Source organism: Pseudomonas cichorii, assembly GCF_019719005.1.
Taxonomy (GTDB): domain Bacteria; phylum Pseudomonadota; class Gammaproteobacteria; order Pseudomonadales; family Pseudomonadaceae; genus Aquipseudomonas; species Aquipseudomonas cichorii_E.
Window position 1 is genome coordinate 32,672 of sequence record NZ_JAIGPJ010000043.1, and the last position, 14,510, is coordinate 47,181.

Genomic DNA, 14,510 nt, shown 5'->3' on the forward strand with positions numbered 1-14,510 from the left:
TGATCCTGCCTGATGCGCTTATCCTGATGCATGAATTTTCCTTGAGTGAAGCCGGCCATGACCACCATTGTGCAATCTCGGCAGGGGCGTGTCTTCGAGACGGATCTGCCTGCGCGGCTGGATCGGTTGCCGTGGGGCCGGTTTCATACCTTGCTGGTAATAGCCCTGGGGATCACCTGGCTGCTTGACGGCCTGGAGGTGACCCTGGCCGGCTCTGTGGCGGGCGCTCTGAAAGACAGCCCGGTTCTCAAGCTCTCCAACAGTGATATCGGCCTGGCCGGTGCGGTGTACATCGCCGGTGCGGTGCTGGGTGCGCTGTTCTTCGGTTGGCTGACCGACCGCCTCGGGCGTCGCAAGCTGTTTTTCATCACCTTGCTGCTGTATGTGGGGGCCACAGCCGCCACAGCGTTTTCATTCAACTTGTGGAGCTTCCTGCTGTTTCGCTTTTTGACCGGCATGGGCATTGGCGGTGAATACACCGCAATCAATTCGACCATTCAGGAGTTCACGCCCGCCCGCTACCGCGGCTGGGTGGACCTGAGTATCAACGGGACGTTCTGGCTGGGCGCAGCCCTTGGCGCCGGTGGTTCGATCCTGCTGCTGGACCCGCAGTGGCTGGGAAGCGAATTGGGTTGGCGGCTGTGTTTCGGCATTGGCGCCATCCTCGGCCTGTTTATCCTGCTGATGCGTCTCTGGCTGCCGGAAAGCCCGCGCTGGCTGCTGATCCATGATCGACCCGAAGAAGCCAGGCGTATCGTGGAGCAGATCGAAGCCGATATGCGTCGTCAGGGGCATGTACTGCCCGAGCCACAAGGTCGACCGTTGCGTTTGCAGGCACGCGATCACACTCCGCTGGGGGAAATAGCCCGAACCCTGCTGGGGACTTTCCGTCAGCGCTCACTGGTCGGGCTGACCCTGTTGACGGCCCAAGCCTTTTTCTACAACGCGATTTTCTTTACCTACGCCCTGGTGCTCACCGAGTTCTATGGTGTCCCGTCAGCACAGGTCGGCTGGTATGTGCTGCCTTTGGCGCTGGGTAATTTCTGCGGGCCGCTGCTGTTGGGGAGACTGTTCGATGTCATCGGGCGGCGGATTATGATCAGCTTCACTTACGCGATTGCCGGTGTGCTGCTGACCATCAGTGGTTATCTGTTTGCTCAAGGACTGCTTGATGTCAGGCAGCAGGCCATTGCCTGGATGGTGATCTTCTTTTTTGCCTCGGCCGCTGCCAGTTCTGCTTACCTGACAGTGTCGGAAACTTTCCCGCTGGAGATTCGTGCCTTGGCTATTGCCGTGTTCTATGCCTTTGGCACTGGCCTGGGAGGCATCATCGGCCCGACGCTGTTCGGCCAACTGATAGAAACCCAGGATCGCGACAATGTGCTCATCGGCTATCTGATCGGGGCCGGGCTGATGATGATCGCTGCTCTGGTGCAGGCCATCTGGGGCGTGGCAGCCGAGCGCAAGTCGCTGGAGGAGGTTGCCCGGCCCCTGTCACAGGTCAGAGAGCAGGAGGCGTCTGATCGATCAGCCTGACAACGCCGCGCAGATCCTGAACCGAAGCCTGCAAACCTTCGATCTTGGCGCTGACTTCAAGCATTTCGGTCGGTCGGAAGGTATGTTGCAGGTACATGACGTGGCCTGCCAGATTCATTGACACCTGCTCCAGATCGTTCGCTGTCCGTTGCAAATACTCCTGAATGTCTTTCAGTGGTTCGATTTGCACCAGCTTCTACTCCGGCAGTTGCGTGTCAATGGTTTGGTTGAGTCCCGTCCTTTGGCGTGTATGGTCTGTATATCGGCAATAATGGCATTATGCTTTAGTTTATTTTGTCAAACGCTCACAGCTCGTCGGATTCCGAATACGAATCCAGCAGTTCAGCCAGCGCACGGGTGCGTTCAAGGCCGCTGGTGGTAGACATGATCTGCGCTACGGCTTCAATGGCGTCCGCCTTGGCTGCGGCGCGCTCGGCATCGGTGTTATTGGGCGTGGCGTCCTGCGCGGCTTCAATAATCGATTGCTCAAAGGTGTTCATGGTTCTCGCTCTTTGGGGCAAATGTCTTTGATACCCATAGCGGGCCGTTATTTCAAGTCTCAGCTTTGCTCAGTCTCCCTCGTAGGGGAAATCCTGCAGGGTCTGCACCAGAGATACATCGTCCGGTCCTTGAAGGTTGTCCAGCACCCAGCATTGGCCGCCAGGGTTCCTGGTCAGCAGCAGGCGAGTGCTCTGGGTGCTCGCGCCCAGCGGATAAACCATCTCGACCACGGCCTGCTTGTCGGAACTGGACACCAGCTTCCACTCGGTCGCCTGGATGACCTCGTTATCCTGGGTTCCGGTCCACGGATCAGCGCTGATCGCGCACTGCTCACCTGGCTGCTGGCAACTCCAGTCCTTCTTCAGCAGGCCCAGCAAGTTCTTGGACAGATACTCCGGTCCACCTTTGCCACTGACATAGAAATCATGGTGATTGGTGTAGATCCAGCGTGCCGTATCGACCGGAGTGCCAGCGGGGCAGGCGGCCTGAACGGCGGTTGAAAATACACAGGCAAGAACGATGGCAAGAGATCTGGACATGGAGCGAAACTCGGCAAATGGGTAGTCGATGAAGATGTAACATTGATGAAACAGTATTTGGAGGCCAAGCGCGGGAAAAAGCAATGGTTTTGGCGCCAGATTGATCCGGCCCGATCATTTCACGAGAGTCAACGGACCATCATCGATGCGGCGGCCATCAGCATGATTGCCGCTGCACCACGAAACAGCTTTCGCTGAGCGGACTGGCCTGAGAGTAAATGGCGGATTCGGACGGCTGCGAGAATAAAAAGCGCTCCAACAGCCAGCAGCACCAGGACGGTAAGCGGAACCCGGCATGAGTTACAAGGCGGTGCTGGACCGACGCAAGATCGGGCTCGGTGTCATGGTGTTCATACGGGTCAGTATCCTTCCCGGTCAAAGGCCCTCAAGCCTGAGGGCGTGTGCTCTGACCGTTTCATTTCGGTGCCTCGACAATCTCCACGATTTTGCCTGTGCTGATCTGCACACGTGCGTATTTGTCCTGAATGCGCACCCACTGGCTATTGGTGCCTGGTGACTTCAGGCCTTTGTCTTTCCAGTCGTCCATGGCGGCCTTGGAACTCTGGAATCTTTGTGGCACCAGTGAACCGACATCCAGCTCCTGGAAGGCACTGCTGGTGGCTTCTACCCGTTGTGCCGCCTGGGCGGGCAGGGCAGTGATGGCGAAGCAGCCCAGCAGTGCCATACAGGCGGTCAATGATTTGCTATTCATGTCAGGTTCCCGGTGCGTTGAATGATGGTTTTATGCACCGGGAGCTTCTACATTGCAAATCATTCGGCGGGTTACTTCTTCGAGACAGGAACGATATCGACGATTTGCCCATTGGTGATCTGCACGCGGACATATTTGTCATTGATCCGCACCCACTGGCTTTCTTTGGCGGGTTCGGCGAGGCCTTTGCTTTTCCAGTCGCTGATGGCGGCGTCAGGGCGCTGGAATTGCTGCGGTGCCCGTGAGCCCAGTTCCAGCTCGTGCATGTTGTCTGCGGACTCTTCGACTTTCTGCTCCGCCTGTACAGGCAGGCTGGTGAAAGAGAAGCAGCCCAGCAGGGCCAGGCAGGCGATCAACGATTTGCTGTTCATGTCAGAGACTCCCAGTCTATTGATTCATGGCTTTATGCCGGTTACATAGACTGGGACCCCGGTCACTGCAAATCATTCGATTGGATATGGTGCTCTCGATTATCCAGCCAATGCAGCAGCAATGCTGACCGACACCGGCGTGGTGGCGCGGCCTATGAGTGCGCTGAGTTGGTGGCTGTCATCGTAGAGTGCGCCTTTGGATGCGCCGCTGTCGGAATCGGCCAGCAGGTGAGCAATTGGCTGGGGCAAACCGGCGTTTTCCAGCGCGCCCTGATAATCCGCCTGTGTGAGGTTCACGTAAGGCAGGGTTTTTCCGCTTTGTTGCGACAATTGCGCGGCAAAGTCGGTCAGGGTGTAGGACTCATCGCCAGCCAGCTCGTAGACACGGCCTGCCTGATTCTCGTTTGAAGTCAGGACCACTGCAGCGGCTTCTGCATAGTCCTGGCGGCTTGCCGAACTGATACGGCCATCGCCCGCGCAGCCATAAACCGAGCCCAGGCCCAGAGCAGCCGGAATGCCCGCGGTGTAGTTTTCGTGGTACCAGCCGTTGCGCAGAATAACGGTGGGCACACCGCTGTCGCGCAAGGCGCTTTCGGTTTCGGTGTGCTCTTGTGCCAGGCCCAATACGGAAGTATCGGCATGGAGAAGGCTGGTGTAGGCTAGCAATTTGACATCATCGCGTTTGGCGGCGTCGATCACGGCCTGGTGCTGTGGCAGGCGCTGGCCTACTTCGCTGGACGAGATCAGCAGCACCTTGTGCGCCCCGGCCAGGGCACCGTCGAGCGTAGAAGGCTGCGAATAGTCCGCATGGCGAATCTGCACGCCCAGCGCCGCGAGGTCGGCAGCTTTTTCCGGGCTGCGTACAGCTGCGACGATCTGCGAAGCCGGAACGCGCTTGAGCAGTTGTTCAATGACGAGGCGGCCAAGCTGGCCGGTGGCACCTGTGACGACGATCATGAGTGGACCCTTTAACTCATTGAATTGAAGTGAAAGGCCAGCATAGACTTTAAGCTAACCTTTCGTAAGTACTAACTAAAAGGTAAGTATATGAGCCACCTTATAAGTGACCCTCGGTCTTCCGAGTCATCGAACGCTATCTGCGGGCGTCAGGGTGAGCTGATGGCCGCCGAGTGCCCATCGCGCAGTGTGCTTAGCCATGTGTGTAGCCGTTGGGGTGTTCTGGTGCTGGTGGTGCTGCGTGACGGCACCCATCGCTTCAGCGAGATTCGCCGCAAGATCGGTGGAGTCAGCGAAAAGATGCTGGCGCAAACCCTGCAAAATCTGGAATACGACGGGTTTGTGAATCGCAAGTCCTTGCCGGTCGTGCCGCCTCATGTGGAATATCGCCTTACCCCGATGGGCGAAGAGATAGCCTTGCAGGTCGAAACCATGGCCCGCTGGATAGAAGGCAACATGCCACGCATCATGCAGGCCCGTGAAGCCGTTGCAGAGCCATTGCTGGAGTAGCCTCTTTAGCGGGGTGTCGCGCTTCCTCTCGGCAGACAATCCCCTGCAACCCTCAACTTCTTGGTATCGTGCGCGCCGAAATATTTACTTACATATGTCGCCCGCGTCGTTTGTCATTACCGAGAAGCTGTAGAAATGCCTAATCCTATTCCTCTGAAGGATCATGAAACAGAGAGTCGCCTGGTCAATTTGCGTGTACTGGCCTGTGCGTTGCTGGTCATTGCGTTGAGCGGCTGCCTGATCGCTCGCATGTACTTTCTGCAAGTCATCGAGTTTGACTATCACTCCACCATCTCCGAAAACAATCGGGTGCATGTGCTGCCGATACCGCCCGAGCGCGGCTTGATCTATGACCGCAATGGCGTGGTGCTGGCCGACAACCGTCCCAGCTTCAATCTGACCCTGACCCGCGAGCGTGCCAACGACTGGCACAAGGTCATCGACGAGTTGATGAGCATCCTGTCGCTCCCCGACGAGGACCGCATCCTTTTCGAGAAAGAGCTGAAACAGGTACGCCACCCGTTTGAACCCGCCACCTTGCTCTACGAATTGACTGAAGAGCAGATCGCCTTGCTGGCGGTCAATCAGTTCCGCTTGCCGGGTGTCGATGTGGCGCCGCAGTTCATTCGCCACTATCCCCTGGGTGCGCACTTTGCTCATTCGATCGGCTATGTCGGGCGCATCAACGAGAAAGAATCCAAACAGCTAGACACCGATTACCGTGGCACCCAGTCCATCGGCAAGACCGGCATCGAGCGTTTCTACGAGCCCGAGCTGCATGGGCATGTGGGTTATGAGGAAGTCGAGACCAACGCTCAGGGCCGTGTGCTGCGGGTGCTCAAACATACCGATCCGACTCCCGGCAAGAACATCACCTTGAGCCTGGATGTACATTTGCAGGAAGCGGCCGAGAAGGCTCTGGGTGATCGTCGCGGCTCGGTAGTGGCGCTGGACCCGGCGACCGGCGAAGTGCTGGCGATGGTCAGCAAGCCCAGCTTCGACCCCAACCTGTTTGTGACGGGTATCAGCTTCAAACAGTATGCCGCGTTGCGGGACTCCATCGACCGGCCGCTGTTCAACCGGGTGCTGCGCGGCCTTTATGCGCCGGGCTCGACGGTCAAGCCGGAGGTGGCCATTGCCGGGCTTGATACCGGTGTGGTCAATGCTTCTACAAAGGTGTTCGACCCCGGTTATTTCCAGTTGCCGGATTTCGATCACAAATACCGCAACTGGAACCATAGCGGCGATGGCTGGGTGGACATGGACACCGCGATCATGCGTTCCAACGACACCTATTTCTACACCCTGGCCCACAAGCTGGGCATCGACCGCCTGCATGACTACATGGCCATGTTCGGCCTGGGCCAGAAAGTCTCGCTGGACATGTTCGAGGAATCTGCAGGCCTTATGCCTTCGCGGGAATGGAAGCGGGCGACGCGCCGTCAGGCCTGGTTCCCGGGCGAAACGGTGATTCTGGGCATTGGCCAGGGCTACATGCAGGTCACGCCGCTGCAACTGGCTCAGGCGACTTCACTGATTGCCAGCAAGGGCGTCTGGCATCGTCCGCACCTGGCTGTCGAGGTGGGGAATGTAGCGCCGGTGGATGAACATCCGATGCCCAATATCGTGCTGCATGACCCGAACGAATGGAATCAGGTCAATCTGGGCATGCAAATGGTCATGCACGATCCGCGTGGCATTGCCCGTGACGCGGCCAAGGGCGTGCAGTATCACATCGCTGGCAAGAGCGGCACCGCGCAGGTGGTTGCGATCAAGCAGGGTGAGCGATACAACCGCCTCAAGACTCTGGAGCGCAACCGGGACAACGCCTTGTTCGTCGGCTTCGCCCCGGCCGAGCATCCGAAAATCGTGGTTTCCGTCATGATCGAGAACGGCGAGGCGGGTGGCCGGGTGGCGGGGCCTGTGGTCAGGGAAGTCCTCGATGCCTGGTTGCTGGACGATGCCGGCAAGCTCAAGCCGCAATATGCAGCGCCGGGCAAGGCTGAAGGTCCTCCCCATGCGTGAAGATGTTCATTTGCCTTGCGGGCCGGTTTCTCGCAGGAAAACGGCCAGCACCATGGCGATCACGATACCCGCCAGCAGGTAGCTGCCTGCCTGCTGGAAGACCGAAAGGGACAGGTCGCCACCTGCGGCGATTCGAGTCAGCAGATGGCCGAATACCGGTGTCAGCAGGGCGCTGAAGGTAAACACCAGAAAGTTGATGGCACCGGTTGCGCTGCCTTTCACATTGTCCGGGTTGACCTCCTTGATGATGGTGTAGGGAATCATCGCGGCTCCCGAACCAATGCCCAGCAGCAGGCCGAACAGGTAAGGCGGGGCGATGCCTGCGGGCAGATACAGAATCGCGGCACAGGACACCAGCATCAGCAAGGCGCCCGCCAGCATGACCGGCTTGCGCCGGCCCATCCGGTCCGAAATATAGCCCAGCAACGGACAGCCGATCACCCAGCCCAGCGGCACCATGCTGCTGCGATTCACCGCCTCGGCGTAACCGATGGACAAGCCTTCGCGCAGGAACGGAACACCCCAGATCATGTCGCCGATGGTGGTCGGTAGAAACAGCAGGCCCGCGCTGAAGCCGCACAGGTAAGACTGCGGATTGCTCAGCACCTGCTTGTATGGCGTGAGTATCGAACCTGCCGAGCCGCTGCTGTTGAGCGGCCTTGGATCATGGCCTTTGGGCGTCGCAATCAGTACCAGAATCGCAACCACCGCCAGACAGGCTGCGGAAATGAACCAGAACTGCTCCCAGAGGATCGTGCCGTGAATCAGCGGCCCGACCCCGAACTGCCCGGCAAAACCGCCCAGCATGCCGAAGCATTGGGTAAACCCCACGGCGGTTGCCAGATAGCGCGACGGAAAACCGTGGGTGGCCAGATAGACCGCTCCGATAAAGGAACAGGCCGAACCTGCACCTTGCAGCAGGCGCCCGATCTGCGCGGCCTGCAATTCGCCGAGGCCGAACAGGGCGGCACCGAGGGCAACCATCAGGATGCCCAGAGGAATCACATACTTGGCACCCAGGCGATCCAGCGCAGCGCCCGCGATGATCGAGAATACCGAGTAGGTGTAGTAATAGAGTCCGATCAGGGCGCCGATTGCCACCACATCCTTGCCGAATGCCTGGGTCAACTCCGGCATCATCACGCCAGGCGCAGAGCGTAGTGAATACTGAATGAAGTAGAAGAGGGCGCAGAACAGCCAGGCAATCACAAAGCCCATATGCAACCGCTCTGAGCGTATGGACAAGGTTGCGGAGGAGGCGGGTGGCATGGTGTGGGCTCGCTTACAGCAAAAGGAGATTCCCAACCATAGTCCGCTTTGGCGAGCAGGACCTTGCAGCAGGTCAATAAAAACGCTGTAACACCTGAGGCAGAGCGATGCCGATCAGTTAAGGTCATCAATCACTTTGTGGGAGGCAGCTTGCTGGCGACTTGTCGTCGTATGCCCCAGGCTTCCCTGTCGATCATTTAAAGGCACAGGCGTACAAGGCTTGCGCAGACCGCTCATGCCTACTGTGGAGTCTGCATCGGGCAGCCTCTGGAAACTTCACATGAATCGCAATGACCTGCGCCGCGTTGATCTGAACCTGTTGGTGATTTTCGAGGCCTTGATGTTTGAGCGCAACCTCACCCGTGTTGCCGAGAAGCTGTTTATCGGTCAGCCAGCGGTCAGTGCCGCGCTGGGGCGCTTGCGCGATCTGTTCGATGATCAACTGTTGATGCGCAATGGCCGGGCCATGGAGCCTACAGCCAGAGCCCTGGCTATCCTCAAGGAAATCCGTCCTGCGCTGGATACCATTTCCGGCGCGGTCAGCCGGGCCAAGGAGTTCGATCCTTCCACCAGCAGCGATGTCTTTCGCATCGGTCTGTCCGATGATGCCGAGTTCGGCTTGTTACCGCCGTTACTCAAGCAGCTTCGTGAAGAGGCTCCCGGCATCATCGTGGTCATTCGCCGGGCCAATTACTTGCTGCTGCCTGCCTTGCTGGCTTCAGGGGAAATCTCGGTAGGCGTCAGCTACACGGTGGATCTGCCCGCCAACGCCAAGCGTAAAAAGCTGCGCGAAATCGGCTGCAAAGTGATTCGTGGTGATGCCCGTCCGGGTACCTTGAGCCTGGATGAGTACTGTGAGCGCCAGCATGCGATGGTGTCGTTTTCCGGTGACCTGAGCGGCAATATCGATCTGGACCTGGCCAGAGTCGGTCGCGCCCGCAAGGTGGTGCTGGCGGTGCCGCAGTTCAATGGCTTGCGGGCCTTGCTGGCGGGCACCGAGCTGATTGCCACTGTGCCGGATTACGCAGCCTGTGCGCTGGTGGAAGGCAGCACATTACGTGCCGAGGATCCGCCATTCCCCATCGTGCCTGCCGAGTTGTCCATGGTCTGGAGCGGTGTTCATGACAATGACCCCGCCGAACGCTGGCTGCGCTCGCGCATTGCCCAGTACATGGCAATGCCGATCATTTAAGGCCTGTATGTCCGGCAGGATGCCGCCCGCGTAGGAGCAATTCATTCGCGAAGAGCGAGGGTATCAATCCAGATACAAGACAGCACATACGTTCAATTTTTGCCCCGTAATCAACGGCACTATCTCTATCGGTCAAGCACATCGTCTGACCTGGAGATTTCCATTCGGTGTTTACGGAGCTGCCGACCATGTCTGAATCCTCTCGCCTCGACGCACAAAATCGTGTCTTGAGCAGTCCGGTCTTCAATGAAGTCGTCACCCTGGTCATCAAGCACCGGATCAAGGCCGGACAAGAAGCCGCTTATGAAGCCTGGTTGCGGCGCATTGTCACCATTGCCAGCGGCTACCCCGGACATCTGGGAGTGGATGTGATCCGCAGCAAGTCTGGCGGCCTCCATCTGTTTACCTGTGTCCTGCGTTTTCACTCCACCGAAGCCATGCAGAGCTGGCTGGACTCCGATGAGCGGCGGCAACTGGTGCAGGAGGCCGCGCCTATGCTTGCCGATGGTGATCAGACGCAGGTCAACCCGCATAACGAGTTCTGGTTCACCCCGGTGACCGATGACGTCGGGCCACCGCCACGCTGGAAGCAGGCGTGCGTGACCTTTCTGGTCATCCTGCCGCTGAGCCTGTTGATTCCCCTGCTGTGGAAGCCGGTCTTTGTGCTCATTCCATGGCTGTCGGGTTACCTCGTCAGCAACGCGCTGGTGACGGTAACCATCGTTCTGCTGGTGGTTTATCTGTTGATGCCTGCGGCTACGCGCCTGTTTGCATCCTGGCTGAAAAACTCCGGCAAGGCTCCACAAGGAAAGTGAACCCATGAGTGACGAGAAAACCGATTTGCAGCGCAGACGCTTCATTGCCAAAGGCTCATTGCTGAGCGCCGCTGCGGCGATCCTGCCTGCCTTGCCATTTTCCGGTTATGCCGGTGCCTCCCAAACTTTTGCCAAAGGTGCTGCAATGAATGTCGAACTGATTCTCTTCAACGGTCAATTTCATACGGTCGATCGTGAAAAGCCCAAGGCCAGTGCCGTGGCGATCAGTGGCGGACGTTTTGTCGCCGTGGGCACCGAGGCCGAAGTCATGGCATTGCGTGGCAGCGCGACTCAGGTCATCGACCTGCAAAAGCGCACCGTGATTCCCGGCCTCAACGACTCGCACCTGCACTTGATTCGCGGTGGACTCAATTACAACCTGGAACTGCGCTGGGAAGGCGTTCCGTCCCTGGCCGATGCCTTGCGCATGCTCAAGGAGCAGGCCGACCGCACGCCGACGCCACAATGGGTGCGTGTTGTGGGTGGCTGGAATGAATTCCAGTTTGCCGAAAAGCGTATGCCGACCCTTGAAGAACTCAATCAGGCGGCGCCCGATACCCCGGTATTCGTGCTGCATTTGTATGACCGCGCCTTGCTCAACCGTGCCGCCTTGCGCGTGGCAGGCTATACACGCGATACCCCGAACCCGCCAGGCGGCGAGATCGTTCGGGATTCGCAGGGTAATCCCACCGGCATGCTGGTGGCCAAACCCAATGCCATGATTCTGTATTCGACCCTGGCCAAGGGGCCGAAGCTGCCGCTGGAGTATCAGGTCAACTCGACCCGCCAGTTCATGCGTGAACTCAACCGATTGGGTGTCACCAGCGCCATCGATGCGGGCGGCGGCTTCCAGAACTATCCCGACGATTACGCGGTGATAGAACAGCTGGCCCGTGAAAAACAGCTGACGGTGCGCATCTCCTACAACCTGTTCACCCAGAAGCCCAAGGAAGAGCTGGCTGATTTCAAGAACTGGACCAGCACGGTCACTCTGCATCAGGGTGACGATTTCCTGCGGCATAACGGGGCAGGGGAGATGCTGACCTTCTCGGCTGCCGACTTCGAAGACTTCCTTGAACCCCGTCCGGACCTGCCGCCCGGCATGGAGCAGGATCTTGAACCGGTGGTTCGGCACTTGGTCGAGCATCGCTGGCCGTTCCGGTTGCATGCGACCTATGACGAATCCATCAGCCGGATGCTGGATGTCTTCGAGAAGGTCAACCGCGATATCCCGTTCAATGGCTTGCCGTGGTTCTTCGATCATTGCGAAACCATTACTCCTCGCAATATCGAACGGGTCAGGGCGCTGGGCGGTGGCATTGCGATCCAGGACCGCATGGCGTTCCAGGGCGAGTATTTCGTCGACCGTTACGGCGCCAAGGCTGCCGAAATGACGCCGCCGATCAAGCGCATGCTGTCCGAAGGCGTGCCGGTGGGGGCGGGCACTGACGCTACACGGGTTTCCAGCTACAACCCCTGGACGTCGCTGTACTGGATGGTCAGCGGGCGCACGGTTGGCGGGCTTGAGCTGTATCCCGAAGGCTTGCCTCGTGAAACCGCCCTTGAACTCTTCACCCATGGCAGCGCCTGGTTCTCGTCCGAACAGGGCAAGAAGGGCCAGATCAAGGTCGGCCAACTGGCGGATCTGGTCGCCTTGTCGGCGGACTACTTCAGTGTCGAGGAAGAGTCCATCAAGTGGATCGAGTCGGTGCTGACCGTCGTTGATGGCAAGGTTGTCTTCGGCTCCGGCGATTTCGAGAAGCTGGCTCCCACGAGTCTGCCCGTGCTGCCGGACTGGTCGCCGGTGGCCAAGGTCGCCGGTCACTGGCGTCCAGCCTCACCGGTACTCGCCCAGGTTCACCACTGCAGCGGCCCTTGCGCCGTTCACTCCCACAGCCATGAGCGCGCACGGCTTTCCAGCGTGCCGGTCAGCGACTTCCAGGGTTTCTGGGGCGCGTTTGGCTGTTCATGTTTTGCGTTCTGATTGTTTCACCCTTGCATGCAAACACCGGATGTCGATAAAAAACCAAGGAGTCAACCATGAGCACCCCGTACAAACGCTTGAACAAAGATGACGCAGCGGTTCTGTTGGTCGATCACCAGACGGGCCTGATTTCACTGGTCCAGGACTTTTCGCCCAACGAATTCAAGAACAATGTCCTGGCCCTGGGCGATGTGGCCAAGTTCTTCAACTTGCCGACCATCCTGACCACCAGCTTCGAGCAAGGCCCCAACGGCCCGCTGGTGCCTGAACTCAAGGAAATGTTCCCGGATGCTCCATACATTCCGCGTCCAGGGCAGATCAATGCCTGGGATAACGAGGATTTCGTCAAGGCCGTCAAGGCGACTGGTCGCAAGCAACTGATCATCGCAGGTGTGGTGACTGATGTTTGTGTGGCATTCCCGACCCTGTGCGCTCTGGCCGAAGGTTTCGAGGTGTTCGTGGTGACCGATGCTTCCGGCACCTTCAATGAGACGGTCCAGCAAGCCGCATGGGCGCGCATGACCGCTGCGGGTGCGCAACTGGTCAACTGGTTCTCGGTGGCCTGCGAACTGCAGATCGACTGGCGCAACGACATGGAAGGCCTGGCCAATCTGCTTTCCCAGCGCATCCCCAACTACCGCAATCTGATCAACAGCTACACCGCTTTCACTGCCCGCTAAAACCGTCAGCCCCTCTACGTCAGCGGTGACCGGATAGTCACTGCTGACGCGTGTTTCGCGGATTTCAAGAAATTATGTAGTGATCAAAAATAATCACTACATATTTGTTGACGCCTGCCTTTTCCTTTTGCATTATGCAGCTGTCTCCCTGATCGGGAGCGCTGGAAAAGATGTACTGAACAGGCTCGGCAAGCCGTCGAGATGTTCCCCGGATGCAGGCTGCCCACAAGGCAGATTGATGAAGCTGACCCGGCATGGCCCGTCCGACAGGGCGAGCAGCTGGCGAAACGTCCTCATGATACTTGTGGCAGACCTTGTAACGGTCGCCAGCCAGGTCTTTGGCTTTCGCTACGCTCTCCTTCCGTGACGCCTCCCTGTTGTAGTGGCTTTATCTCAAGGCTACCTGCATGTCCTCTGGGTCGGGTTGCAAGACGTGAACATGACGCACTGTCTCTCCCGACAGGCAAGTTTATCTATCAATGGTCTTAAACAGGTTAACGAGCGAAGGAGCATCAACATGAATATCAACAATCGTCCAACTATTGATGAACTGGCTCGTCTGTTTGCAGCGCGCAAAGATACTCTGGACAGTCATATCCTCTGGATCGAACACTCGGGTAAGGTCCATATCGACCCCATGTCGCCCTGCACGGCAGAGAGCGAATTCCAGGAAAACCACCCGCAAATGCTGGCCTGCCTGAAGATGTTCCGCAGAGGGCAGGGCTATGTCGGCAAGAAGGCCGCCGCTGATACCGAGTTCATGAAAGGCCTGTTGCAGAACCTGAAAGATGAGTGGCAAAACGCTAAAAAACAACAGCGCTTTGTTCGGGTCGCCTGATAGATACGGCAACTGAAAAATACACGATTAGTTAAATATGCCCTCTCACCGAGGGCATTTTTTTAACGGCGCTATCAATCCTTAAAAGATAACACTGACAAACCCTCTTGCAGCCCTGCACTTTTCTTGCCGCTTGCCCGCGTAACAAACCCGATACACGGCCAATACAGAAATTTGACGTCATAATGATGGCGATCTACAATCGCGCCGAATTTGATATCAATATGATATTGCGGGGATTCGCGCCGTGTACTTATCCGCCCAGAGACGGCTTCGCCAGTCCTGCACGCTGCCATTTCTCTGGTTTCCCCGACCATTCCCGCTCCCGCCTCCGGTGAGCAGAACCTGATCTGCCGATCAGTGTTCGCTTCGAACTGCTTTTCAAAATCTCTCCAGACTTTCTGATTCCCGCAGGAATACTTCCGCATGGACGCCAAGCATCTCGCCTTCCTGGCCCGTCAACCGTCGGCCCGTGTCCAATCGCGTGAACACTTCTGGGGCCTGCCCAAACGCGGCATTGCGCTGATCCTGGCCAATGCGATGTTCTGGCAGCCGATGTGGGCGCAGGCTGATGGCGTGGT

General features: G+C 58.0%; 16 protein-coding genes and 2 pseudogenes. 10 read left to right on the forward strand and 8 right to left on the reverse strand.

Going from position 1 to position 14,510, the window contains the following annotated elements; genetic code table 11:
• The first annotated feature begins 57 nt into the window (after nt 1-57).
• Nucleotides 58-1,536, forward strand: a complete 1,479-nt coding sequence (locus K5D32_RS22940) for an MFS transporter (RefSeq protein ID WP_221601916.1) — start codon at nt 58-60, stop codon at nt 1,534-1,536.
• Here the strand turns inward: K5D32_RS22940 and K5D32_RS22945 are convergent.
• The 3 genes from K5D32_RS22945 to K5D32_RS22955 form a co-directional block, all read right to left on the reverse strand.
• Complete coding sequence (locus K5D32_RS22945; protein WP_221577407.1) at nt 1,502-1,726, reverse strand: hypothetical protein; 225 nt, start codon at nt 1,724-1,726, stop codon at nt 1,502-1,504. The two genes, K5D32_RS22940 and K5D32_RS22945, sit on opposite strands and share 35 nt — an antisense overlap.
• Before the next feature lie 115 nt (nt 1,727-1,841).
• Nucleotides 1,842-2,036, reverse strand: a complete 195-nt coding sequence (locus tag K5D32_RS22950; RefSeq protein WP_025259955.1) for a hypothetical protein — start codon at nt 2,034-2,036, stop codon at nt 1,842-1,844.
• A gap of 69 nt (nt 2,037-2,105) precedes the next feature.
• Nucleotides 2,106-2,576 carry a DUF3828 domain-containing protein gene (locus K5D32_RS22955; RefSeq protein WP_221577408.1) on the reverse strand — a complete coding sequence of 157 codons (471 nt, stop codon included), beginning with the start codon at nt 2,574-2,576 and terminating at the stop codon, nt 2,106-2,108.
• A 45-nt stretch (nt 2,577-2,621) separates the two neighbouring features.
• On the opposite strand from K5D32_RS22955, the gene K5D32_RS22960 reads away from it, so the two are divergent.
• Nucleotides 2,622-2,774, forward strand: a complete 153-nt coding sequence (locus K5D32_RS22960) for a hypothetical protein (protein ID WP_221577409.1) — start codon at nt 2,622-2,624, stop codon at nt 2,772-2,774.
• Here the strand turns inward: K5D32_RS22960 and K5D32_RS26150 are convergent.
• Nucleotides 2,705-2,866: pseudogene (locus K5D32_RS26150) on the reverse strand (LysE family translocator); the annotation flags it as partial. The gene K5D32_RS22960 and the pseudogene K5D32_RS26150 overlap by 70 nt on opposite strands.
• A gap of 5 nt (nt 2,867-2,871) precedes the next feature.
• Here K5D32_RS26150 and K5D32_RS26055 point away from each other — a divergent pair.
• Nucleotides 2,872-2,943 (forward strand): annotated as a pseudogene (locus K5D32_RS26055) (Lrp/AsnC family transcriptional regulator); the annotation flags it as partial.
• Between the two features lie 48 nt (nt 2,944-2,991).
• Here the strand turns inward: K5D32_RS26055 and K5D32_RS22965 are convergent.
• The 3 genes from K5D32_RS22965 to K5D32_RS22975 form a co-directional block, all read right to left on the reverse strand.
• Complete coding sequence (locus K5D32_RS22965; protein ID WP_221577410.1) at nt 2,992-3,288, reverse strand: RcnB family protein; 297 nt, start codon at nt 3,286-3,288, stop codon at nt 2,992-2,994.
• A 71-nt stretch (nt 3,289-3,359) separates the two neighbouring features.
• On the reverse strand, nt 3,360-3,659 hold the full coding sequence (locus K5D32_RS22970; RefSeq protein WP_221601917.1) for an RcnB family protein: 300 nt from the start codon (nt 3,657-3,659) through the stop codon (nt 3,360-3,362).
• Between the two features lie 99 nt (nt 3,660-3,758).
• Nucleotides 3,759-4,616, reverse strand: a complete 858-nt coding sequence (locus K5D32_RS22975; protein WP_221601918.1) for an SDR family oxidoreductase — start codon at nt 4,614-4,616, stop codon at nt 3,759-3,761.
• 90 nt (nt 4,617-4,706) lie between these two features.
• Here K5D32_RS22975 and K5D32_RS22980 point away from each other — a divergent pair, with 90 nt between their 5' ends.
• Both K5D32_RS22980 and mrdA read left to right on the forward strand, forming a co-directional pair.
• Nucleotides 4,707-5,126, forward strand: coding sequence for a helix-turn-helix domain-containing protein (locus K5D32_RS22980; RefSeq protein ID WP_221593740.1), 420 nt, complete (start codon nt 4,707-4,709; stop codon nt 5,124-5,126).
• A gap of 135 nt (nt 5,127-5,261) precedes the next feature.
• Nucleotides 5,262-7,151 carry a penicillin-binding protein 2 gene (gene mrdA, locus K5D32_RS22985; protein ID WP_221601919.1) on the forward strand — a complete coding sequence of 630 codons (1,890 nt, stop codon included), beginning with the start codon at nt 5,262-5,264 and terminating at the stop codon, nt 7,149-7,151.
• Nucleotides 7,152-7,157: 6 nt separating this feature from the next.
• Here mrdA and K5D32_RS22990 read toward each other — a convergent pair whose 3' ends face one another.
• On the reverse strand, nt 7,158-8,420 hold the full coding sequence (locus K5D32_RS22990; protein ID WP_221601921.1) for an MFS transporter: 1,263 nt from the start codon (nt 8,418-8,420) through the stop codon (nt 7,158-7,160).
• Between the two features lie 280 nt (nt 8,421-8,700).
• Between K5D32_RS22990 and K5D32_RS22995 the strand changes: the two genes are divergently transcribed.
• The 5 genes from K5D32_RS22995 (at nt 8,701) to K5D32_RS23015 (ending at nt 13,929) form a co-directional block, all read left to right on the forward strand.
• Complete coding sequence (locus tag K5D32_RS22995) at nt 8,701-9,612, forward strand: LysR family transcriptional regulator (protein WP_221601923.1); 912 nt, start codon at nt 8,701-8,703, stop codon at nt 9,610-9,612.
• A gap of 188 nt (nt 9,613-9,800) precedes the next feature.
• The gene (locus K5D32_RS23000; protein WP_221601924.1) at nt 9,801-10,427 is read left to right on the forward strand and encodes an antibiotic biosynthesis monooxygenase; all 627 of its coding nucleotides are present in this window, start codon (nt 9,801-9,803) and stop codon (nt 10,425-10,427) included.
• A gap of 145 nt (nt 10,428-10,572) precedes the next feature.
• Nucleotides 10,573-12,411 (forward strand): amidohydrolase, encoded by a 1,839-nt coding sequence (locus K5D32_RS23005; RefSeq protein ID WP_221601928.1) that lies wholly within the window; start codon nt 10,573-10,575, stop codon nt 12,409-12,411.
• Between the two features lie 56 nt (nt 12,412-12,467).
• Entirely contained in the window at nt 12,468-13,091 is a 624-nt protein-coding gene (gene ycaC, locus K5D32_RS23010) for an isochorismate family cysteine hydrolase YcaC (protein ID WP_025259968.1), read from the forward strand.
• 517 nt (nt 13,092-13,608) lie between these two features.
• Nucleotides 13,609-13,929 (forward strand): hypothetical protein, encoded by a 321-nt coding sequence (locus K5D32_RS23015; protein ID WP_221601926.1) that lies wholly within the window; start codon nt 13,609-13,611, stop codon nt 13,927-13,929.
• Nucleotides 13,930-14,510 lie beyond the last annotated feature (581 nt).